22 protein-coding genes are annotated in these 18,613 nt (G+C 63.6%); 6 read left to right on the top strand and 16 right to left on the bottom strand.

Annotation, left to right across the window (positions count from 1 at the left end):
• Window positions 1-100: 100 nt before the first annotated feature.
• Entirely contained in the window at window positions 101-811 is a 711-nt protein-coding gene (locus tag KT882_RS10840; protein WP_228895711.1) for a hypothetical protein, read from the top strand.
• A 64-nt stretch (window positions 812-875) separates the two neighbouring features.
• On the opposite strand, the gene ilvC is transcribed toward KT882_RS10840, so the two are convergent.
• Genes ilvC through KT882_RS10825 form a run of 3 tightly spaced genes read right to left on the bottom strand, consistent with a single transcriptional unit; the run spans window position 876 to window position 4,146 of the window.
• A complete protein-coding gene (ilvC, locus tag KT882_RS10835; RefSeq protein WP_161071979.1) occupies window positions 876-1,892 on the bottom strand; it encodes a ketol-acid reductoisomerase in 1,017 nt (338 codons plus the stop codon).
• Window positions 1,893-1,930: 38 nt separating this feature from the next.
• The gene (ilvN, locus tag KT882_RS10830) at window positions 1,931-2,422 is read right to left on the bottom strand and encodes an acetolactate synthase small subunit (RefSeq protein ID WP_055935546.1); all 492 of its coding nucleotides are present in this window, start codon (window positions 2,420-2,422) and stop codon (window positions 1,931-1,933) included.
• Window positions 2,422-4,146 (bottom strand): acetolactate synthase 3 catalytic subunit, encoded by a 1,725-nt coding sequence (locus KT882_RS10825; protein WP_161071980.1) that lies wholly within the window; start codon window positions 4,144-4,146, stop codon window positions 2,422-2,424. The genes ilvN and KT882_RS10825 overlap by 1 nt, the downstream gene beginning before the upstream one ends.
• A gap of 482 nt (window positions 4,147-4,628) precedes the next feature.
• Between KT882_RS10825 and KT882_RS10820 the strand changes: the two genes are divergently transcribed.
• The 4 genes from KT882_RS10820 to KT882_RS10805 are packed head-to-tail and all read left to right on the top strand — an operon-like array spanning window position 4,629 to window position 6,895.
• Window positions 4,629-5,198, top strand: a complete 570-nt coding sequence (locus KT882_RS10820; protein ID WP_161071981.1) for an RNA polymerase sigma factor — start codon at window positions 4,629-4,631, stop codon at window positions 5,196-5,198.
• Window positions 5,195-5,602 (top strand): DUF3619 family protein, encoded by a 408-nt coding sequence (locus tag KT882_RS10815; protein WP_161071982.1) that lies wholly within the window; start codon window positions 5,195-5,197, stop codon window positions 5,600-5,602. The genes KT882_RS10820 and KT882_RS10815 overlap by 4 nt, the downstream gene beginning before the upstream one ends.
• 2 nt (window positions 5,603-5,604) lie before the next feature.
• Complete coding sequence (locus tag KT882_RS10810; protein WP_228895709.1) at window positions 5,605-6,372, top strand: DUF3106 domain-containing protein; 768 nt, start codon at window positions 5,605-5,607, stop codon at window positions 6,370-6,372.
• A 1-nt stretch (window position 6,373) separates the two neighbouring features.
• A complete protein-coding gene (locus KT882_RS10805; RefSeq protein WP_228895707.1) occupies window positions 6,374-6,895 on the top strand; it encodes an RDD family protein in 522 nt (173 codons plus the stop codon).
• Window positions 6,896-6,989: 94 nt separating this feature from the next.
• Here the strand turns inward: KT882_RS10805 and KT882_RS10800 are convergent, their stop codons facing one another.
• The 13 genes from KT882_RS10800 to KT882_RS10740 all read right to left on the bottom strand — a co-directional run bounded on the left by KT882_RS10800 (window position 6,990) and on the right by KT882_RS10740 (window position 17,562).
• The gene (locus KT882_RS10800; protein ID WP_228895705.1) at window positions 6,990-8,516 is read right to left on the bottom strand and encodes a tetratricopeptide repeat protein; all 1,527 of its coding nucleotides are present in this window, start codon (window positions 8,514-8,516) and stop codon (window positions 6,990-6,992) included.
• Between the two features lie 59 nt (window positions 8,517-8,575).
• A complete protein-coding gene (locus KT882_RS10795; protein ID WP_228895704.1) occupies window positions 8,576-9,304 on the bottom strand; it encodes an rRNA pseudouridine synthase in 729 nt (242 codons plus the stop codon).
• A complete protein-coding gene (gene ltaE / locus KT882_RS10790) occupies window positions 9,301-10,320 on the bottom strand; it encodes a low-specificity L-threonine aldolase (RefSeq protein WP_228895702.1) in 1,020 nt (339 codons plus the stop codon). The genes KT882_RS10795 and ltaE overlap by 4 nt, the downstream gene beginning before the upstream one ends.
• An 18-nt stretch (window positions 10,321-10,338) precedes the next feature.
• Window positions 10,339-11,247 (bottom strand): class I SAM-dependent methyltransferase, encoded by a 909-nt coding sequence (locus KT882_RS10785; protein WP_161071988.1) that lies wholly within the window; start codon window positions 11,245-11,247, stop codon window positions 10,339-10,341.
• A complete protein-coding gene (gene iscX, locus KT882_RS10780) occupies window positions 11,234-11,428 on the bottom strand; it encodes a Fe-S cluster assembly protein IscX (RefSeq protein WP_228895700.1) in 195 nt (64 codons plus the stop codon). The genes KT882_RS10785 and iscX overlap by 14 nt, the downstream gene beginning before the upstream one ends.
• Window positions 11,429-11,438: 10 nt before the next feature.
• Window positions 11,439-11,780, bottom strand: coding sequence for an ISC system 2Fe-2S type ferredoxin (gene fdx, locus KT882_RS10775; RefSeq protein WP_228895698.1), 342 nt, complete (start codon window positions 11,778-11,780; stop codon window positions 11,439-11,441).
• A gap of 14 nt (window positions 11,781-11,794) precedes the next feature.
• Window positions 11,795-13,675, bottom strand: a complete 1,881-nt coding sequence (hscA, locus tag KT882_RS10770; RefSeq protein ID WP_161071990.1) for a Fe-S protein assembly chaperone HscA — start codon at window positions 13,673-13,675, stop codon at window positions 11,795-11,797.
• Window positions 13,676-13,679: 4 nt separating this feature from the next.
• Window positions 13,680-14,195, bottom strand: a complete 516-nt coding sequence (gene hscB / locus KT882_RS10765; protein ID WP_161071991.1) for a Fe-S protein assembly co-chaperone HscB — start codon at window positions 14,193-14,195, stop codon at window positions 13,680-13,682.
• Window positions 14,196-14,221: 26 nt separating this feature from the next.
• Entirely contained in the window at window positions 14,222-14,545 is a 324-nt protein-coding gene (iscA, locus tag KT882_RS10760) for an iron-sulfur cluster assembly protein IscA (RefSeq protein WP_161071992.1), read from the bottom strand.
• A 15-nt stretch (window positions 14,546-14,560) separates the two neighbouring features.
• Window positions 14,561-14,953 (bottom strand): Fe-S cluster assembly scaffold IscU, encoded by a 393-nt coding sequence (gene iscU, locus KT882_RS10755; RefSeq protein ID WP_161071993.1) that lies wholly within the window; start codon window positions 14,951-14,953, stop codon window positions 14,561-14,563.
• Between the two features lie 24 nt (window positions 14,954-14,977).
• Complete coding sequence (locus KT882_RS10750) at window positions 14,978-16,243, bottom strand: IscS subfamily cysteine desulfurase (protein WP_161071994.1); 1,266 nt, start codon at window positions 16,241-16,243, stop codon at window positions 14,978-14,980.
• Window positions 16,244-16,277: 34 nt separating this feature from the next.
• On the bottom strand, window positions 16,278-16,751 hold the full coding sequence (iscR, locus tag KT882_RS10745; RefSeq protein WP_056405225.1) for a Fe-S cluster assembly transcriptional regulator IscR: 474 nt from the start codon (window positions 16,749-16,751) through the stop codon (window positions 16,278-16,280).
• A gap of 199 nt (window positions 16,752-16,950) precedes the next feature.
• Window positions 16,951-17,562: a LysE/ArgO family amino acid transporter gene (locus tag KT882_RS10740; protein ID WP_228895696.1), complete on the bottom strand. Its 612-nt coding sequence runs from the start codon at window positions 17,560-17,562 to the stop codon at window positions 16,951-16,953.
• Window positions 17,563-17,674: 112 nt separating this feature from the next.
• Here KT882_RS10740 and argP point away from each other — a divergent pair, with 112 nt between their 5' ends.
• The gene (argP, locus tag KT882_RS10735) at window positions 17,675-18,565 is read left to right on the top strand and encodes an HTH-type transcriptional regulator ArgP (RefSeq protein WP_228895694.1); all 891 of its coding nucleotides are present in this window, start codon (window positions 17,675-17,677) and stop codon (window positions 18,563-18,565) included.
• Window positions 18,566-18,613: the final 48 nt, after the last annotated feature.

Raw genomic sequence — 18,613 nt, 5'->3', positions numbered from 1 at the left:
TAATTTGAGAATGTGCCAGCCATCACAAACATGGCGCGGAAAACTTGCCAAAAGGAACATTGTTTGCGAATATGGTGAATTGTTGTCTTTTTGATAATACATGAAACATTTAGTCCCCCTGCTGCTATTTGCCTGCTGCGCCGCGAGCGCCCAGCAAACCGATGCCAACAGCGATACCGCCGCTCCGGCGGTGGAAGTGGCCAATTTGCGCAATCCGGTGCTGAAGTCCTACAAGACCATGCTGGCTGGGGTGGACATCTACGAACGCATGAAGGCCAGGGCGCCCAACACCACGCTGCGTTTCCGCCTGCTGGCGCCGGACGGCGCGCACGCCAAACCCTTCACCTTGCGCATCGCCAACGATGACACCTCGGTCGGCGTGCCGGTGGAGGCCAACGGCACCTTCGCCCTCCCCCTGCTGCCGGAGCTGAGCGGCGACGCCGAACTGATCGTCAACGCCAAAAAAGGCAGCGTGCGCTGGACTCCGGACATCCGCCCGGCAGGCGAGCCGGACACGGTGCGCCGCCTGGGCGACCTGCGGCTGGAGTGCGAGGTGTGGTGGGTTATCGAGCAGGAGGATATGGGCTTTTTCCGGCGCAAGCTGATGCAGGCCGTGGGCAGCCCTTGCGCCAGCAAGATGAGCACGCTGTTTTACGAGCCGGGGCGCAAGGTGAGCGGCGCCACGCTGGAGCACGGCGGCAAGCGCTTGCCGCTGAAGGTCGTGCGCAACGGTTATGCGTTTGTCCTGCCGCTGCAGGACAAGAGCCTGGAGGATGAGGCGGCCATCGTGATCGAGTATGCGGAGTCCTGAATAAAAAAGCCCGCCGGCTTGCGCGGGCGGGCTCGATGCAGGACGGGCGATCGCCCGCGCCGCATTAGTTCTTCGACTGGTCGACCAGCTTGTTTTTCGCGATCCAAGGCATCATGGCGCGCAGCTTGGCGCCGACTTCTTCGATCGGGTGCTCGGCGGTCAGGCGGCGGCGGGAAATCAGGGTCGGTGCGCCGGCCTTGTTTTCCAGGATGAAGCTCTTCGCGTATTCGCCGGTCTGGATGTCCTTCAGGCACTGGCGCATCGCTTCCTTGGTGGCCGAGGTCACGACTTTCGGCCCGGTCACGTACTCGCCGTATTCGGCGTTGTTCGAGATCGAGTAGTTCATGTTGGCGATGCCGCCTTCGTAGATCAGGTCGACGATCAGTTTCAGCTCGTGCAGGCACTCGAAGTAAGCCATTTCCGGAGCGTAGCCCGCTTCGGTCAGGGTTTCGAAGCCGGCCTTGATCAGCTCGACCGCGCCGCCGCACAGGACCGCTTGTTCGCCGAACAGGTCGGTCTCGGTTTCTTCACGGAAGTTGGTTTCGATGATGCCGGCCTTGCCGCCGCCGTTGGCCGAAGCGTAGGACAGGGCGATGTCGCGGGCGTTGCCGGACTTGTCCTGGTACACGGCGATCAGGTGCGGTACGCCGCCACCCTGGCGGTAGGTGCCGCGCACGGTGTGGCCTGGGGCCTTGGGCGCAACCATGATCACGTCCAGGTCGGCGCGTGGCACGACTTGGCCGTAGTGCACGTTGAAGCCGTGCGCGAAGGCCAGCACTGCGCCCTGCTTGGCGTGCGGGGCCACGTTTTCGTTGTAGACCTGGGCGATGTTCTCGTCCGGCAGCAGGATCATGATGACGTCGGCCGCTTTGACGGCGTCGTTCACTTCAGCCACTTTGATGCCGGCTGCTTCCACTTTCTGCCAGGAGGCGCCGCCTTTGCGCAGGCCGACGGTGACGTTCACGCCGGAGTCGGTCAGGTTTTGCGCGTGCGCGTGGCCCTGCGAGCCGTAGCCGATGATGGCAACGTTTTTGCCCTTGATCAGGGAGAGGTCGGCGTCTTTGTCGTAGAAAACTTTCATGGTCATTCCTTGGTGAGATATTTGGTAAATTTTAAAAATTAAACTTTGAGGATGCGCTCGCCGCGTCCGATGCCCGAGCCGCCGGTACGGACGGTCTCCAGGATCGAGGTGCGGTCGATGGCATCGATGAAGGCGTCCAGCTTGCTCTTGGCGCCCGTCAGCTCAATGGTGTAGGTCTTTTCGGTGACGTCGATAATGCGGCCACGGAAAATGTCGGCGGTGCGCTTCATTTCCTCGCGCTCCTTGCCTACCGCCCTCACCTTGATCAGCATCAGCTCGCGCTCGATGTGCTGGCCTTCGGTCAGGTCAACCACCTTGACCACTTCAATCAGGCGATTGAGGTGCTTGGTGATCTGTTCGATGATGTCGTCCGAGCCGGTGGTGACGATGGTCATGCGCGACAGCGTCGCGTCTTCGGTCGGCGCCACGGTCAGCGTTTCAATGTTGTAGCCGCGCGCCGAGAACAGGCCCACTACGCGGGACAGGGCGCCGGCTTCGTTTTCCAGCAGTACAGAAATAATATGTCGCATTACAGATCCTCCGAACCCAGCAGCATTTCGGAGAGGCCTTTACCCGCCTTCACCATCGGCCACACATTCTCGCTCTGGTCGGTAATGAAATTCATAAAGACCAGCTTGTCCTTCATACGGAAGGCGTCCTTGAGCGCGTTCTCGACGTCGCCCGGCTTCTCGATCTTCATGCCGACGTGGCCGTAGGCCTCGGCCAGCTTCTCGAAGTCCGGCAGCGAATCCATATAGGACTCGGAGTAGCGCGAACCGTAGTCGATCTGCTGCCACTGGCGGACCATGCCCAGGAAGCGGTTGTTGAGCAGGATGATCTTCGGCGTCAGGTGGTACTGTTTGCAGGTCGCGAGTTCCTGGATGTTCATCTGGATCGAGCCTTCGCCGGTGATGCAGGCGACGGTGGCGTCCGGATTGGCCATCTGCACGCCCATGGCGTATGGCAGGCCGACACCCATGGTGCCCAGGCCGCCGGAGTTGATCCAGCGGCGCGGCTTGTCGAACTTGTAGTACTGCGCGGCCCACATCTGGTGCTGGCCCACGTCGGAGGTGACGTAGGCGTCGCCGCCGGTGACCTGCCACAGCTTCTCGACCACGTCCTGCGGCTTGATGACCAGGTCGGAGCCGCTGTATTTCAGGCAGTCCTTGCCGCGCCATTCATTGATCTGCTTCCACCAGTTGCCCACGGCGGGATTCGGCTTCTGCTCGGCCGCGTCCAGCTGGGACAGGAACTCGACCAGCACGTCCTTGACGTTGCCGACGATGGGAATGTCCACTTTCACGCGCTTGGAGATCGACGATGGATCGATGTCCACGTGGATGATCTTGCGCGGGTTGGTGGCGAAGTGTTTCGGGTTGCCGATCACGCGGTCGTCGAAACGGGCGCCGATGGCGATCAGGACGTCGCAGTTCTGCATCGCCATGTTCGCTTCGTAGGTGCCGTGCATGCCGGGCATGCCGACGAACTTGTCGTCGGAGGCGCGGTAGGCGCCCAGGCCCATCAGCGTGTTGGTGACCGGGAAGCCCAGCTTGTCGACCAGCTTGTTCAGCTCGGGCGCGGCATTGGCCAGGATCACGCCGCCGCCGGTGTAGATCATCGGGCGTTCGGCTTGCAGCAGCAGTTGCACGGCCTTGCGGATCTGGCCCGAATGGCCCTTGTCCACTGGCTTGTACGAGCGCATTTCGATCTCCTTGGGATAGGAGAACGGGGCCTTGTGCATGCTGATGTCTTTGGGGATATCGACCAGCACGGGGCCGGGACGGCCGGTGCGGGCGATAAAGAAAGCTTTTTTAATGGTTTCCGCCAGGTCTTTCACGTCCTTGACCAGGAAGTTGTGCTTGACCACAGGGCGGGTGATGCCCACGGTGTCGCATTCCTGGAAGGCGTCCTGGCCGATGGCGTGGCTGGGCACCTGGCCCGAGATCACAACCATGGGGATGGAATCCATGTAGGCGGTGGACAAGCCGGTCACGGCATTGGTCACGCCCGGGCCGGAAGTCACCAGCGCAACGCCCACCTTTTGCGAGCAACGCGAATACGCGTCGGCGGCATGGATGGCGGCCTGCTCGTGGCGAACGAGGATGTGCTGGAATTTGTCCTGCTTGAAGATGGCGTCGTAGATGTAGAGCACTGCGCCGCCGGGGTAGCCAAAGACGTGCTCAACGCCTTCTTCGGCCAGACAACGGACGAGTATCTCTGCGCCCGTGATGGGTGCATTGGCTTCGGTGTTCATAAAACATTCCTTTCAAGGTCCATAGGAGATTGATCGGATGCTCTTTCCTGGCGAAGCTATGCAATGCGGGGCAGTTCTCCTGGCTTCCCTTCTCTCTGCGGTCACGTCACTTCTTCCCGTAGCCATAGATACGGTGCAAAGTGGCGCTAAACGCAACTCGTTTGGCCGGAGTGTCTGCCGCGGTTGTGCATACCTCTCGCGCTTGTGGCGCGGGTTAGAGCAAACTGCTGACAAATGAAAGCGGGAGTTGCCGATGACAGCCTTGTGTGCTGCCGGACAAAACCAAGGACTTCGTGGTGTTCGAAGCGATCTATACGGTACTGCGCCGCACCAATTTGGTCAAGTAAAATAGCGAGCAATCTGCAATTGAGGGGCCATTCTGGTGCATTTACTTGTTGCAAAACGTGAAAAACAAGCGGAAAGGCCCGTTTTTTGCTAGGATGCAGCCTGTTCATCTCCCCCCGGCAGTACGTCCCCGACGCATGGCAACAGATAAAGAATTATCGGATTTTCTCGAGAACGTCGAGCGGCGCGCCTTCAAACAAGCCGTCTACGCGGTGCGCAAGGAAGAAAGCGCGCTGGACATCGTGCAGGACGCGATGATCAAGCTGGCCGAAAAATACGGCGACAAGCCGGCCGCCGAGCTGCCGATGCTGTTCCAGCGCATCCTGCAGACCACCATCCTCGATTATTTCCGCCGCGAAAAGGTGCGCAACACCTGGGTCAGCCTGTTCTCCGGCATGAGCTCCTCGGCCGACGAGCACGACGACTTCGACATCCTGGAGTCCTACGAGGCCGAGCAAGGCTCGCAGGCCGCCGAGTCCAGCGCCGACAAGGTCGAGCGCATGCAGACGCTGAGCGCCATCGATGACGAAGTACAAAAACTGCCCGCGCGTCAACGGGAAGCCTTCCTTATGCGTTACCTACATGATCTGGACGTGGCCGAGACGGCCGAAGCGATGGGATGTTCCGAAGGGAGCGTGAAAACACATTGCTCAAGAGCAACCCACACTCTCGCCGAAGCGCTCAAAGCCAAGGGAATTAAATTATGAATACCGACGATCTGAACTTTGCCTATCGGGTGCGGCACGCACTCAACGAGAAGCTGGACGACCTGCCGGCTTCGACCACCGACCGCCTGGCCGCCGCCCGCAAGGCCGCCATGGCGCGCAAGAAGGCGCACGTGCCGGTGCGCGTGACCCAGGCCGAACTGGCCGGCGCGGGCACGCACGCGGCCGGCTTCTTCAGCAGCCCGTTCAGCTGGCTGGGCCGCATGCGCGTGGCCGTCCCCATGCTGATCCTGGTGGCCGGCATGGTGGGCGTGTACCAGTACGAAGAACAGCAGCGCATCGCCGAACTGGCCGAGCTGGACGCGGCCGTGCTGTCGGACGAGCTGCCGCTGTCGGCCTATCTGGACCACGGCTTCAACGCCTATCTTGAGAATCGCGAGCAATAAGGATGGCGCGTATCAGCCTGATTACTCTGTATCGCTACAAGGGTGAACTGGTCAGCCTGGCACTGTGCGGCTGGGCTGCCGTGGCCGCCGCGCAGGGCGGCGCTGCCACTGCCACGCCGGCCTCCGCGCCGGCGGCGGCGCCCGGCAAGCACGCGGTGGCTCCCATCGCCCTCGAAAAACCGCTGTGGAAAGACCTCACGCCCGCCCAGCAGCGCGCCCTTGAGCCGCTGTCGGCCGAGTGGAACAAGCTGACCGGCCTGCGCAAGCAGAAATGGCTGGAAATCGCCAACCGTTTCGCATCGATGAAGCCGGACGAGCAACAGCGCGTGCATGAGCGCATGCGCGACTGGCTGCGCCTGACGCCGGAGCAGCGCCGCCAGGTGCGCGAGAATTTCGCCCGCTCGCAGAAGATCACGCCGGGCCAGAAATCGGCCCAGTGGGAGCAGTACCAGCAACTGCCGGAAGAAAAGAAAAAACAGCTGGCGGACAAGGCGCCCAAGAAACTGGTTGCCAATCCGCCAACGCCGACCCAAAGCAAGGCGCCGACCGTAGCGCCGGTGAAGTCCAAACTGCCGCCGGCAGCCGGCGCGCAGGTTCCAGGTGTACCGGCCCCAGGCACACCGGCCGCCGCCCCTGCGCCTGGCGCCACGCCGGCCAGCCCTGCAGCCGCCCTGCCCGGCGCGGCCAATGTGGTTCCGGGCGCCGCCCCTGCCACCGTTGCTCCGGTCCCAGCCACTCCGACCCAGCCCACGCCAGCCAATGTCAAATAGCATGCCGATCGAGCAGCCGGCGCCCACCGTCAAGCGCCGCCTGATTTCCATGGTGTACGAATTGCTGCTGGCGTTCGCGGTGCTGTTCCTGCCCTTCCTGATTTTTGAAATCGTCTCCGGCGCATCGCACACGCCGGTAGCCGAGCACATGCGCCAAATGCTGGCCTTCCTGGTGCTGGGCGCCTACTTCATCCACCAATGGGTGCGCGAGGGCCAGACGCTGGCCATGCGCACCTGGCGCATCAAGGTGGTGCTGCCGGGCCATGCCCACGTGCCGCCCAAGATCGCCGCGCTGCGCTATCTGCTCAGCTGGGGCTGGGTGCTGCCCGCGCTGGTGGTCGACTACGCCTTCGGCCTGAGCCGCTGGCAGGCGCTGAACGCCATCGGCGCCGGCATCCTGGCCTGGGCGCTGACCGCCTTCTTCAACAAGGACCGCCAGTTCCTGCACGACCGCATCGCAGGCACCCGCCTGGTCCAGCTGCCCAAGCCGGCCGAAAAGGGCAAAGAGCAGGCCGCAACATGACGATGGAAGGCTTGGCCAGCGCCAGGCCGACGGGTCGCCCCTGCAAATGCCCGCCCGCTGACCTGAACCCGCCTGCCTGACAGGCGACGCTTCCTTACTTCGCAGCGGCACCCGCAAGTTCAGCAAGGATCTGCCGCGCCCGCTCGTTTCGCTCAGCGCTATGGGCTTGCGCCGCCTCCGGACTCTTGAGGTACTTTTCCAAAGCGTCCGCAACGCCTTCCGTGGTACCTGAGCGCAGCAGCACGGTGACGCGCCGGTGCCATGCTTCCCCGTTTGCCGGATATTCGGCATTCAGCATATCCACATAGGTGCGCGCCTGGTCCTGCTGCCAAGTGACGAGCATGACCTCGAGCAGACTCAATAAAGCGCGCTCACGCGTCGCGCCGGTCGTCATAGCGGCCTTGAGCTGCGGAACGGCATCGTCGTAGCGTTCCAGGCGCAAATAGGCTCGCCCGAGCAGCAATTGCGTATCGGCGTCCTTGCTGTCGAGCTGATAGGCTGTAGTCAGCACCACGGCTGCAGCATCCGGCTCGCCCAGGTTCAGCAGATTGCGGCCGGCCTCGCGGCTTGCGAACGGATCGACGCTGAATCGCATCCACTGCAGTTGGAAAGTGAGCGCTTCCCAGCGATCGCCGGTATTCGCGAGCGCGGTATTCATCACCAGAGAGTCGTAGATCTCGTGAAACGGCAAGGCCAGCGCCATTGGCTTCATGAACGTGGCCCTTTCCGCGTGCTGCTCCGTCCTTAACTGCGTATCAACCAGGTCGAGCGGAAGATAGGCCATGCTGTCTGCCACCAGCGGGCGCGCCGCCATATAAGGTTCAAGTTTCCTGGCATAAGCCTGCATAGCCTCATAGCTGCCGCCCCAACGCGGCCTGAGGGCGCGCATCGCGGCAACCGCCAGATGCCGGCAAGCCGGGTCAACAGCTTCCCCCTGCCGCAGCGCATCGGCCTGGACTTTGTCTTCGCTGAGCAGCATGCCGAGAAACAGCGACGTTGCGTGCGCGTCGGTGAGCCGTGGCTCGCGTGCCGCAGCCTGGCCGAGCATGTGCAGCGCCTTGAAGGCGTTGGCCGACATGAGGCGCATTTTCTCGTCCGACGTTTCCGCCGCCGCAGCAGTGCCACGCGCAGCGATCGCGGCTCGGCTGAAGTGCCTGCCACGTGCCGCCAGGGCAAAGGCGCTTTGCGGCGCGTTGTCCAGCCAGGCAGCGCTCAACCGGTCTGACTCGGCGCCGCCGTCAAATATCTCGAAGTCGCGGTGGATGATTTCGCTGGGCTCGCCCTGGACCGGAAAATGCCGCTCCAGGTCACCTTGAAAGAGCGCATCGAGCGCGGCGTATGCCTTACGCTCCACCAGGACTGCCACTTGGGCAGTCGTTACCGAACGGCCAAACAGATATTCACACTGTGCCCTCGCCTGCCCGGCGGGCCAGCGATTACCAGGCAAGTCGGGAAAGGCAAGACAGCGCTGCAAAGGGTCTTTGATGGCATCCGCGTCCATGGCGGCGCGAAGATAGGCTTGCATCGCAGGCGGCGCGCGCGAAAAAATGGCGGCCGGGGTTTGCGCTTGTGCAGCTAGGCAGGCGAGCGCCAGGCCAAGCATCATCACGAATTTGGACATGGCATACCAGCAATATTAAGAACACCATCTTGCCATGCAGCTACTTCGATCGCAACAAATTAAAAGCGCTCGAAGTCCGTCAGGTAGCGCCACTCGCCGACCGGCAGGCTGGACATGGCGATGCGGCCGATGCGGATGCGCTTCATGGCCACCACTTTCAGGCCCACCAGCTTGCACATGTGCTGGATCTGGCCCGGCTTGGGCGCCTTCAGCGCGAAGCGCAGGCGCTTCTCGTTCTGCCAGCTGACCTTGATCGGCGGCAGCGGCTTGCCGTTGTAAGGCAGGCCGTGGTTCAGCAGCGCCAGGCCGTTGTCGGCGATGCTGCCCTCCACTTCCACGATGATTTCCTGCTCCAGTCCCTCGGACAGCTTGCGCGTGACGCGGAAGTCCTGCGTCAGCACCACCAGGCCGCTGGCCATGGTTTCCAGCGGCGACTCCAGCGACAAATTCACCAGGTGGCGCTTGAGGAAGCGCTCGCCGCGCGCGGCCTCGGTGCGCGTGGCCTCGCTGACGCAGCTGAATACCGGCTGGCCGTCCTTGTCGATGCCGGCGCTGATGCCGGCCGGCTTGTTCAGCAGGATGGTGGCCGGCGCGATCTCCAGCAGGGTGGCGTCCTTGTCCAGCTCCACGGTCTGTTCCGGCGCAACGCGCGCGCCCGCCTCCTCGACCAGCACGCCGTCCACGCGGACGAAAGCGCCTTCGATATACAGCTCGGCCTCGCGGCGCGAGCACGGAAGCATGTCCGCCACGCGCTTGGCGAGGCGGACGGTGTTGTCTTGTTCGGTCATAATTTGCTGAAGTAGGCCGCAAAGACTGCGGCGGTGCGTTCGAGGCCGGCGCGCGGCGCGTCGAGATGGGTGACGAGGCGCAGGCGCGGCGCCATGGATACGCGGATGTGCGCAGCCTGCAGCGCTGCCTGCAGCCCTGCCGTGTGCTGCTGCGGCACATCCACGTAGAAGATATTGGTTTGCGGCGTGCTGACTTTCAGGCCGGGGATCTTGGCCAGTTCGACGGCGAGGAAGGCGGCGTTGGCGTGGTCGTCCGCCAGGCGGCCCACATTGTGCTGCAGCGCGTACAGGCCCGCAGCGGCGATGACGCCGGCCTGGCGCATGCCGCCGCCCAGCATCTTGCGCCAGCGCTTGCCCTGCTCTATCAGCGTGCGCGAGCCGCACAGCACCGAGCCCACCGGCGCGCCCAGGCCTTTGGACAGGCACACGGACACGCTGTCGAAGCCCTGCACCGCGTCGCGCAGGCTCACGCCCTGCTGCACGGCGGCGTTGCAGATGCGGGCGCCGTCCAGGTGCGTGGCGAGGCCGCGCTGGTGCGCGTAGGCGGTGGCCTGCGCCACGTAGGCGGCGGGCAGCACGCGGCCGCCTATGGTGTTTTCCAGCGCCAGCAGGCGCGAACGGGCAAAGTGCACGTCGTCCGGCTTGATGTTGGCTTCGACGTCGGCGATGGCGATGCTGCCGTCGGCCTGGTTGGGCAAAGGCTGCGGCTGGATGCTGCCCAGGACCGCCGCGCCGCCGCCTTCGTAGCGGTAGGTGTGCGCTTCCTGGCCGACGATGTATTCGTCGCCGCGGCCGCAGTGGGCCAGCAGCGCGATCAGGTTGGACTGGGTGCCGGAGGGCGCGTACAGGGCCGCCTCAAAGCCGAACAGTTCGGCGGCGGTGTCCTGCAGCAGGTTGACGGTGGGGTCGTCGCCGTAGACGTCGTCGCCGGTGTCGGCGGCGCGCATCGCGTCCAGCATGGCTGGACTGGGGCGGGTTACGGTGTCACTGCGAAGGTCTATCCACTGCTCACTCATGTTCCCGCCCTTTTTCGATTATTCAGCTTTGGCTAACTGCTCCGCAAAGAAGCGATTGCCCATTTCTTCCAGTCCCAGCGTCTCCAGCACTTCCTGCAAGCGCTCCGTCGGACGGCGGCGCGGCAGGTTTTTGTAGCTGGCGATGATGAGTTCATTCTTCATCGAGTGCTCCCACCCAACCAGCTCGGTCACATTCACGTGGTAGCCATGCGCTTCCAGCTGCAGGCAGCGCAGCACGTTGGTGACCTGGCTGCCGAATTCGCGCGTGTGGATGGGGTGGCGCCAGATTTCGGTCAGCGGGCTTTTCAGCTGCCTGGCCTTGTTCTTCTTCAGCACCGTGGCCACTTCGGCCTGGCAGCACGGCACCAGCACCATGAACTTGGCCTTCTTCTTCAGGGCGAAGGCGATGGCGTCGTCGGTGGCGGTGTTACAGGCGTGCAGCGCGGTGACGATGTCGATCTGCTCCGGCAGTTCTTTGGACTCGGTCGATTCCGCCACCGACAGCGGCAGGAAGGACATGCCCTTGAAGCCGAACTTGGCGGCCAGCTCCTGCGAACGCGCCACCAGCTCGGCGCGCGTTTCAATGCCGTAGATGTGCGAGTTGTCTTCCAGGTGCTTGAAGAACAGGTCGTAGATGATGAAGCCGAGGTAGGACTTGCCTGCGCCGTGGTCGACCAGCGACACGCCCGGACCCTGCGCCTGCACTTCCTTCAGCAGCGGCTCGATGAACTGGTACAGGTGGTAGACCTGCTTCAGCTTGCGGCGGCTGTCCTGGTTCAGCTTGCCGTCGCGCGTGAGGATATGCAGTTCCTGCAGCAGCGCGACCGACTGGCCTTCGCGGACCTCGGGCATGTTGGCGGCAGCGGTGACGGTGTCGCCCAGCGGGGCCGGCTTGGCTGGCTTGGCTGCGGTCTTAGGCTGCTTCATCGATCCACGCCTGCTGTATCGCTTCCAGTACCTTCTCGCCGCCACGGGTGTGGTCGTCGTCGAAGCCTTCCAGGTCCACCACCCAGTTGTGCAGGTCGGTGAAGCGGATGGTGATCGGGTCGATCTCGGGGAACTTGTCGTACAGCGCTTCGGCGATGGCCGTAATGTCGCTCCATTTCATGCTGCGCTCCTCAGTGCCCGCCTTCGCTGGCGTGGTTGATGGTGTACTTCGGAATCTCGACCACCAGGTCTTCGTCCGCCACCACCGCCTGGCACGACAGGCGCGACACCGCTTCCAGGCCCCAGGCCTTGTCCAGCAGGTCTTCTTCCGTTTCGCTGGCTTCGCTCAGCGAATCGAAGCCTTCGCGCACCAGCACGTGGCAAGTGGTGCAGGCGCAGCTCTTCTCGCAGGCGTGCTCGATGTGGATGTCATTTTCCAGCATGACGTCGCACAGCGTCTTGCCGGCGGGAGCTTCAACAACGGCGCCTTCGGGGCACAGCTTGGCGTGTGGCAGGAATACGATTTGGGGCATGGTTCTCTTTCGGATTAAACAAGCTGGTCCAGCGATTTGCCGGCCAGTGCGCTGCGCACGCTGCGGTCCATGCGGCGCGATGCGAATTCTTCGGTGCCGCGCGCCAGGGCTTCCACGGCCAGCTTGACGGCGGCGTGGTCGGCCTCGCCGGTGGCGGACTGCGCCAGCACGGTGCGGGTCTGCGCCATCAGCGCGTCCACCTCGGCGCGCTCGGCCTCGTCCAGCAGGGCCGCGTCCTCGTCCAGCGCGGACTGCGTGGCCAGCAGGATGCGCTCGGCTTCCACCTGCTCTTCGCGCAGCGCGCGCGCCTTCATGTCCACGTCGGCGGACTTGTAGGAGTCCTGCAGCATGCGCGCCACGTCGTCGTCGCCCAGGCCGTAGGACGGCTTGACCGAGATCGACGCTTCCACGCCGGAGCGCAGCTCGCGCGCCGACACGGACAGCAGGCCGTCCGCATCGACTTGATAGGTGATGCGGATGCGCGCCGCGCCGGCCGCCATCGGCGGAATGCCGCGCAGCTCGAAGCGCGCCAGCGAACGGCAGTCGGTCACCAGTTCGCGCTCGCCCTGCAGCACGTGCACGGCCAGGGCGGTCTGGCCGTCCTTGAAGGTGGTGAACTCCTGCGCGCGGGCGCAAGGAATGGTGGAGTTGCGCGGGATGATCTTCTCGACCAGGCCGCCCATGGTCTCGATGCCCAGCGACAGCGGGATCACGTCCAGCAGCAGCCAGTCGTCGCCCGGCGCGCGATTGCCGGCCAGCAGATTGGCCTGGATGGCGGCGCCCAGCGCCACCACTTTGTCCGGATCGATATTGGCGTGCGGGATGGTGTGGAAATGCTCGCTCACGGCGCGCTGCACATGCGGCATGCGCGTGGCGCCGCCCACCATGACCACGCCGTCCACGTCGTCCGCGTCCACATTGGCGTCGCGCAGCGCTTTCTTGATGGCGTTCATGGTCTTGCCGACCAAGTGCTTGGTGATCTCGGCGAAGGTCTCGGCGGTCACTTTCAGGTGCACTTCCTCGCCCGAGCCCAGGATGGCGTCCACCGTCACTTCGGACTTGGTGGACAGCAGCTCCTTGGCTTCGCGCGCCTTCACCATCAGCACGGCGGTGTCCTCGTCGGACAGCGGGGCCAGCTTTTCCTGCTCGTGGATCCAGCAGAACAGGCGGTGGTCGAAGTCGTCGCCGCCCAGCGCTGAGTCGCCGCCGGTGGACAGGACTTCAAACACGCCCTTGCTCAGTTTCAGGATGGAGATGTCGAAGGTGCCGCCGCCCAGGTCGTACACGGCGAACAGGCCTTCCGAACCGTTGTCCAGGCCATAGGCGATGGCGGCGGCGGTCGGCTCGCTCAGCAGGCGCAGCACGTTCAGGCCGGCCAGCTGCGCCGCGTCCTTGGTGGCCTGGCGCTGCGCGTCGTCGAAGTAAGCCGGCACGGTGATCACCGCTCCCACCAGGTCGTCACCCAGCGAGTCCTCGGCGCGCTGGCGCAGCGTGGCCAGGATCTGCGCCGAGGTTTCCACCGGCGACTTCACGCCGGCCACGGTTTTCAGCTGCACCATGCCGGGGCCGTCGACGAAGTCGTACGGCAGGTTCTCGGCGTAGGCGATGTCCTTCAGGCCGCGGCCCATGAAGCGCTTGACCGACACGATGGTGTTCTTCGGGTCGGTGGTCTGCGCCGCTTGCGCCTTGTAGCCGATATTGGCGTTGCCGTTCGCAAGGTAGCGCACCACGGAAGGCAGCAGCGGGCGGCCCTCCTCGTCGTTCAGCACTTCGGGAATGCTGTTGCGCACGGTGGCCACCAGCGAATTGGTGGTGCCCAGGTCGATGCCCACCGCCAGGCGGTGCTGGTGCGGCGCGGTCGACATGCCGGGTTCGGAAATCTGCAGTAGTGCCATGGTGTTATATTTCTAAGGCGTCAAAGGCGAAGCGGACTTCTTCGCCGAATTTTTCAAGGAACATCAGGGCGCGCACGCCTTGGGCGGCGGCATGGAAGTCGCCGGCCGTGATGCGGGCCTCGATGTCCTTCAACTGGTCTTTGCGCGCGGCGCGCAACTGGCCGTCCAGCTTCTCCAGCAATGCCATATCCTTGCCGCCGCGCGCGTCGTCCAGCTCCTCTCGCCATTCCATCTGCTGCATGAGGAAGGCCGCCGGCATGGCGGTGTTCGACTCGGTCTGCAGATCCACGCCATTGAGCTCGCACAGGTACTGCGCGCGCTTCTGCGGGTTTTTCAGGGTCTGGTAGGCTTCGTTGGCGCGCGTGGCCCATTGCATGGCGACGCGCTTTTCGGCGTCGGTGGCGTTGACGAAACGGTCGGGATGGACGCGGCTCTGGACGTCGCGGTAGGCGCTGTCAAGCGCCCCCGCGTCGACGGCGAACTGCTGCGGAAGATGGAATAGTTCGAAGTGGTTTTGCACGGCGCATTACTAAGAGAACTGCGGATTTAAATACGGAAGCTTTCGCCGCAGCCGCAGGCGTCTTTTTCGTTCGGGTTGTTGAACTTGAAGCCTTCGTTCAGGCCTTCGCGCGCGAAGTCCAGCTCGGTGCCGTCGATGTAAGGCAGGCTTTTCGGATCGACGAACACCTTCACGCCGTGCGACTCGAACACGCTGTCCTCGTCCGCCACTTCGTCCACATATTCCAGCTTGTAGGCCAGACCGGAGCAGCCCGTGGTGCGCACGCCGAAGCGCAGGCCCAGGCCTTTGCCGCGGCGTTCGATGTAACGGTTGATATGCTTGGCCGCTTTTTCGGTCAGGGTAATTGCCATGCTGTCCTCCGGCGTTTAAGCCGCTTGTGCCGAGTGTTTGGCCTTGTAGTCTTCAACTGCCGCCTTGATGGCGTCTTCAGCCAGGATGGAGCAGTGGATTTTCACCGGTGGCAGCGCCAGTTCTTCGGCGATGGCGGTGTTCTTGATGGCCAGCGCTTCGTCCAGGGTTTTGCCCTTGACCCATTCGGTCACCAGCGACGACGAGGCGATCGCCGAGCCGCAGCCGTAGGTCTTGAACTTTGCATCTTCGATCAGGCCGTCGGCGCCAACCTTGATTTGCAGCTTCATCACGTCGCCGCAGGCCGGCGCGCCGACCATGCCGGTGCCAACCGATTCGTCGCCCTTTTCAAAGGCGCCGACGTTGCGTGGATTTTCGTAGTGGTCCAACACTTTTTCCGAGTAAGCCATTTTGATGCTCCTGTAATCTTTAAATTAGTGCGCTGCCCATTGGATCGAGCTGATATCGATGCCTTCTTTGAACATGTCCCACAGCGGCGACAGTTCGCGCAGCTTGCCGACCTTGGACTTCATCAGCTCGACCGCGAAGTCGATGTCCTTCTCGGTGGTGAAACGGCCGATGGTGAAACGGATGGAGCTGTGCGCCAGTTCGTCGCTGCGGCCCAGGGCGCGCAGCACGTAGGATGGCTCCAGCGAGGCCGAGGTGCAGGCCGAACCGGACGATACCGCCAGGTCCTTCACTGCCATGATCAGCGATTCGCCTTCGACGTAGTTGAAGCTCACGTTCAGGTTGTGCGGCACACGGTGTTCCATGTCGCCGTTGATGTAGGTTTCTTCGATTTCCTGCAGGCCGGCGGCCAGGCGGTCGCGCAGCGCTTTGATGCGGGAGATTTCGCTGTCCATTTCCACTTTCGCCAGGCGGAAGGCTTCGCCCATGCCGACGATCTGGTGGGTAGGCAGGGTGCCGGAGCGCAGGCCGCGCTCGTGGCCGCCGCCGTGCATCTGCGCTTCGATGCGCACGCGCGGCTTGCGGCAAACGTACAGCGCGCCGATGCCTTTCGGGCCGTAGGTCTTGTGGGCGGTGAAGGTCATCAGGTCGACCTTGGTCTTTTGCAGGTCGATCACCACCTTGCCGGTCGCTTGCGCGGCGTCGCAGTGGAAGATGATGCCTTTCGAGCGGCACAGCGCGCCGATTTCGTCGATGGGCTGGATCACGCCGATTTCGTTATTGACCAGCATGACCGAGACCAGGATGGTGTCCGGACGGATCGCCGCTTCCAGCTGGGCGATGGTGATCAGGCCGTTGTCCTGCGGTTCCAGGTAGGTGGCTTCGAAGCCCACGCGCTCCAGTTCGCGCACCGTGTCCAGCACCGCCTTGTGCTCGGTCTTGACGGTGATGATGTGCTTGCCCTTGGTCTTGTAGAACTGCGCCGCGCCCTTGATGGCCAGGTTGTTCGACTCGGTGGCGCCGGAGGTCCAGATGATTTCGCGCGGATCGGCATTCACCAGGGCAGCCACGTGGCCGCGCGCCTCTTCCACCGCTTTTTCAGCGGTCCAGCCGTACATATGGCTGCGGGAGGCGGGATTGCCGAACTGCTCGCGCAGGTAGGGGATCATCATGTCGGCCACGCGCGGGTCGATCGGCGTGGTGGCCGAGTAGTCCATGTAGATCGGGAAGTGCGGGGCGGTCTTGAATTCCACCGGGGCTACCTGGGCGACGTTTTTTTCTGGGGCGTTCATCTATTACTCCAATCAGCGTATCTGCGTATCTTTGTTAGCCGACAGCGGCGTTGCGGTGCATCACCACCACGGCCTGCTCGGCGTGTTTTTGTCTCTGTTGATCGACCAGATCCTGCAGCGATACGGAGTCCAGGTAATCGACCATTTTTTCATTCAGCGTGGCCCACAGCTCATGGGTCATGCAGCGCGCGCCGGTGGCGGCGTCCGCCCCGTGGCAATTCTCTTTGCCGCCGCACTGGGTGGCGTCCAGCGGCTCGTCGACGGCGATGATGATATCGGCCACCGTCACTTTATCGGCGCGGCGGGCCAGGCTGTAGCCACCGCCGGGACCGCGTATCGATTCAACAATCTCGTGGCGGCGCAGCTTGCCGAACAGCTGCTCCAGGTAAGACAGCGAAATGGCCTGGCGCTGCGAAATGCCGGACAGCGTGACCGGGCCTTTGCCTTGGCGCAAAGCCAGATCGATCATCGCAGTCACTGCAAAACGGCCTTTGGTGGTCAGACGCATCACAACCTCGGTTCGGTTAAAATATCGCGCTTGTTTCACGCGATCTCAACTAGCCGAAACACCGATTAGTTGAATGATTTAGTCAAGTATACCAAACTTGACCAATTTTGTCAGGCACCCCGCCAGAAGCTTGCCTGGCAGCGGGTTTTCTTAGGCATGGGGCAAGATTTTACCCGACCCCGGCATTCCTCGCTTGCGCTCACCCGAATACGAGTCCGCCCGCCAGCGCCAGCATGATGGCGCCGGTCAGCCCCTCTATGCCCTTCCATACCAGCGGCCGCTGGAAGACCCCGGACAGGCGGCTGGCGCCGAAGCCCAGCGCGGTAAACCACAGCAGCGACGCGGTCATGGCGCCGACCGCGAAACTGGCGCGCTGGTGGGCCGGATAATTGCCACCCAGCGAGCCGAGCAGCACCAGCGTGTCCAGATAGACATGGGGATTGAGCAGGGACAGCGCCAGCACGCTCACCAGCGCGCGCTGCAGGCTGGGCGGCACGGTGCCGCACTGGGTATCCAGCGCGTCCGCGCGCAGCATGGAGGCCCAGCTGCGCAGCCCGTACCACACCAGGAAGGCCGCCCCGCCCCAGCGCGCCAGCCCCATCAGCAGCGGCGAGCCCTGGATCAGCGCGCCCATGCCGGCCACGCCGGCGGCAATCAGCGCCACGTCAATGACGATGCAGGCGAGCACCGTCACCGCCACGTGCTGGCGGCGCACGCCCACCCGCAATACATGGGCGTTCTGGGCGCCGATGGCCATGATCAGGCTGGCGCCCAGGCCCAGGCCGTTGAGGAATACGTGGGGAGTAAACATGGCAAGCTCGCTGATGAGTGGGGAAGCGGCCATTTTGCGGCGCTTGCCGGCCAAGATGAAGCTGGATTAATATTCTTCACGATAGTTAAGAATTCCTAATCCGGAGACCGCCATGCTGCCCGACGCCCGCCAGGCCGAAGCCCTGCTCGCCATCGTAGCCACCGGCAGCTTTGAACAGGCCGCCGCGCTGCTGCACGTTACGGCCTCGGCCGTGTCGCAGCGCGTCAGCGCCATGGAAGTGGCGCTGGGCACGCCGCTGCTGATACGCAGCCGCCCTTGCCGCCCCACCAGTGCCGGCCAGCGCCTGGTGCAGTACTTGCGCCGCAGCAAATTGCTGGAGGAAGAATTCCTGTCCGGCATGGAGGAAGACGACGCCCGCCCGCTGAGCGTCTCGCTGGCCGTCAACAACGACACCCTGGGCACCTGGCTGCTGCCCGGCCTGGCGCCCTTCCTGATCGCGGAAAACATCCTGCTCGACCTGTCGCTGGACGACCAGGACCACACTTACACACTGATGGAGCGCGGCCAGGCGCTGGCGGCCATCTCCACCGAGCCGCAGCCCATGCGCGGCTGCGTGGCCCAGCCGCTGGGCGTGATGCGCTACCGCATGATGGCCACGCCCGCCTTCGCCGCGCGCTGGCTCCCGGACGGGCTGAACCGCCAGGCCGCGCTGGCCGCCCCCATGATGGTGTTCGACCGCAAGGACTTGCTGCAGTCAAACTTCATGCTGCGCGAATTCGGCCTCACGCCGTTCAGCCACCCCTGTCACTTCATCCCGGCCAACGAAAGCTTTCTGCGCTGCATAGACCTGAGCCTGGGCTACGGCATGGTGGCCGAGCAGCAGATCGGCGAACGCCTGGCCAGCGGCGCCCTGCTCGACCTGGCGCCGGGAAAACACAGCGACATCGCGCTGCACTGGCACACCTGGCGCGTGCAGTCGCCCAAGCTGGAGCGGCTGAGTACGGCCATCGTGGAGGCGGCGCGCAGGGCGTTGCGGCAGTGAGCGGGCGCTCCACGGCAGGAAAAATGGATATACTGACAAGATCAATCC

It is taken from the genome of Pseudoduganella aquatica, from assembly GCF_020865585.1.
GTDB lineage: Bacteria > Pseudomonadota > Gammaproteobacteria > Burkholderiales > Burkholderiaceae_D > Rugamonas > Rugamonas aquatica_A.
Note: the sequence above shows the minus strand (reverse complement) of the source record. Positions and strands in the feature narration are given on the sequence as shown.

Coding starts and splice junctions, on each gene's coding strand:
- KT882_RS10840 (WP_228895711.1), top strand. CDS start 101: ATGAAACATTTAGTCCCCCTGCTGCTATTTGCCTGCTGCGCCGCGAGC.
- ilvC (WP_161071979.1), bottom strand. CDS start 1,892: ATGAAAGTTTTCTACGACAAAGACGCCGACCTCTCCCTGATCAAGGGC.
- ilvN (WP_055935546.1), bottom strand. CDS start 2,422: ATGCGACATATTATTTCTGTACTGCTGGAAAACGAAGCCGGCGCCCTG.
- KT882_RS10825 (WP_161071980.1), bottom strand. CDS start 4,146: ATGAACACCGAAGCCAATGCACCCATCACGGGCGCAGAGATACTCGTC.
- KT882_RS10820 (WP_161071981.1), top strand. CDS start 4,629: ATGGCAACAGATAAAGAATTATCGGATTTTCTCGAGAACGTCGAGCGG.
- KT882_RS10815 (WP_161071982.1), top strand. CDS start 5,195: ATGAATACCGACGATCTGAACTTTGCCTATCGGGTGCGGCACGCACTC.
- KT882_RS10810 (WP_228895709.1), top strand. CDS start 5,605: ATGGCGCGTATCAGCCTGATTACTCTGTATCGCTACAAGGGTGAACTG.
- KT882_RS10805 (WP_228895707.1), top strand. CDS start 6,374: ATGCCGATCGAGCAGCCGGCGCCCACCGTCAAGCGCCGCCTGATTTCC.
- KT882_RS10800 (WP_228895705.1), bottom strand. CDS start 8,516: ATGTCCAAATTCGTGATGATGCTTGGCCTGGCGCTCGCCTGCCTAGCT.
- KT882_RS10795 (WP_228895704.1), bottom strand. CDS start 9,304: ATGACCGAACAAGACAACACCGTCCGCCTCGCCAAGCGCGTGGCGGAC.
- ltaE (WP_228895702.1), bottom strand. CDS start 10,320: ATGAGTGAGCAGTGGATAGACCTTCGCAGTGACACCGTAACCCGCCCC.
- KT882_RS10785 (WP_161071988.1), bottom strand. CDS start 11,247: ATGAAGCAGCCTAAGACCGCAGCCAAGCCAGCCAAGCCGGCCCCGCTG.
- iscX (WP_228895700.1), bottom strand. CDS start 11,428: ATGAAATGGAGCGACATTACGGCCATCGCCGAAGCGCTGTACGACAAG.
- fdx (WP_228895698.1), bottom strand. CDS start 11,780: ATGCCCCAAATCGTATTCCTGCCACACGCCAAGCTGTGCCCCGAAGGC.
- hscA (WP_161071990.1), bottom strand. CDS start 13,675: ATGGCACTACTGCAGATTTCCGAACCCGGCATGTCGACCGCGCCGCAC.
- iscA (WP_161071992.1), bottom strand. CDS start 14,545: ATGGCAATTACCCTGACCGAAAAAGCGGCCAAGCATATCAACCGTTAC.
- iscU (WP_161071993.1), bottom strand. CDS start 14,953: ATGGCTTACTCGGAAAAAGTGTTGGACCACTACGAAAATCCACGCAAC.
- KT882_RS10750 (WP_161071994.1), bottom strand. CDS start 16,243: ATGAACGCCCCAGAAAAAAACGTCGCCCAGGTAGCCCCGGTGGAATTC.
- iscR (WP_056405225.1), bottom strand. CDS start 16,751: ATGCGTCTGACCACCAAAGGCCGTTTTGCAGTGACTGCGATGATCGAT.
- KT882_RS10740 (WP_228895696.1), bottom strand. CDS start 17,562: ATGTTTACTCCCCACGTATTCCTCAACGGCCTGGGCCTGGGCGCCAGC.
- argP (WP_228895694.1), top strand. CDS start 17,675: ATGCTGCCCGACGCCCGCCAGGCCGAAGCCCTGCTCGCCATCGTAGCC.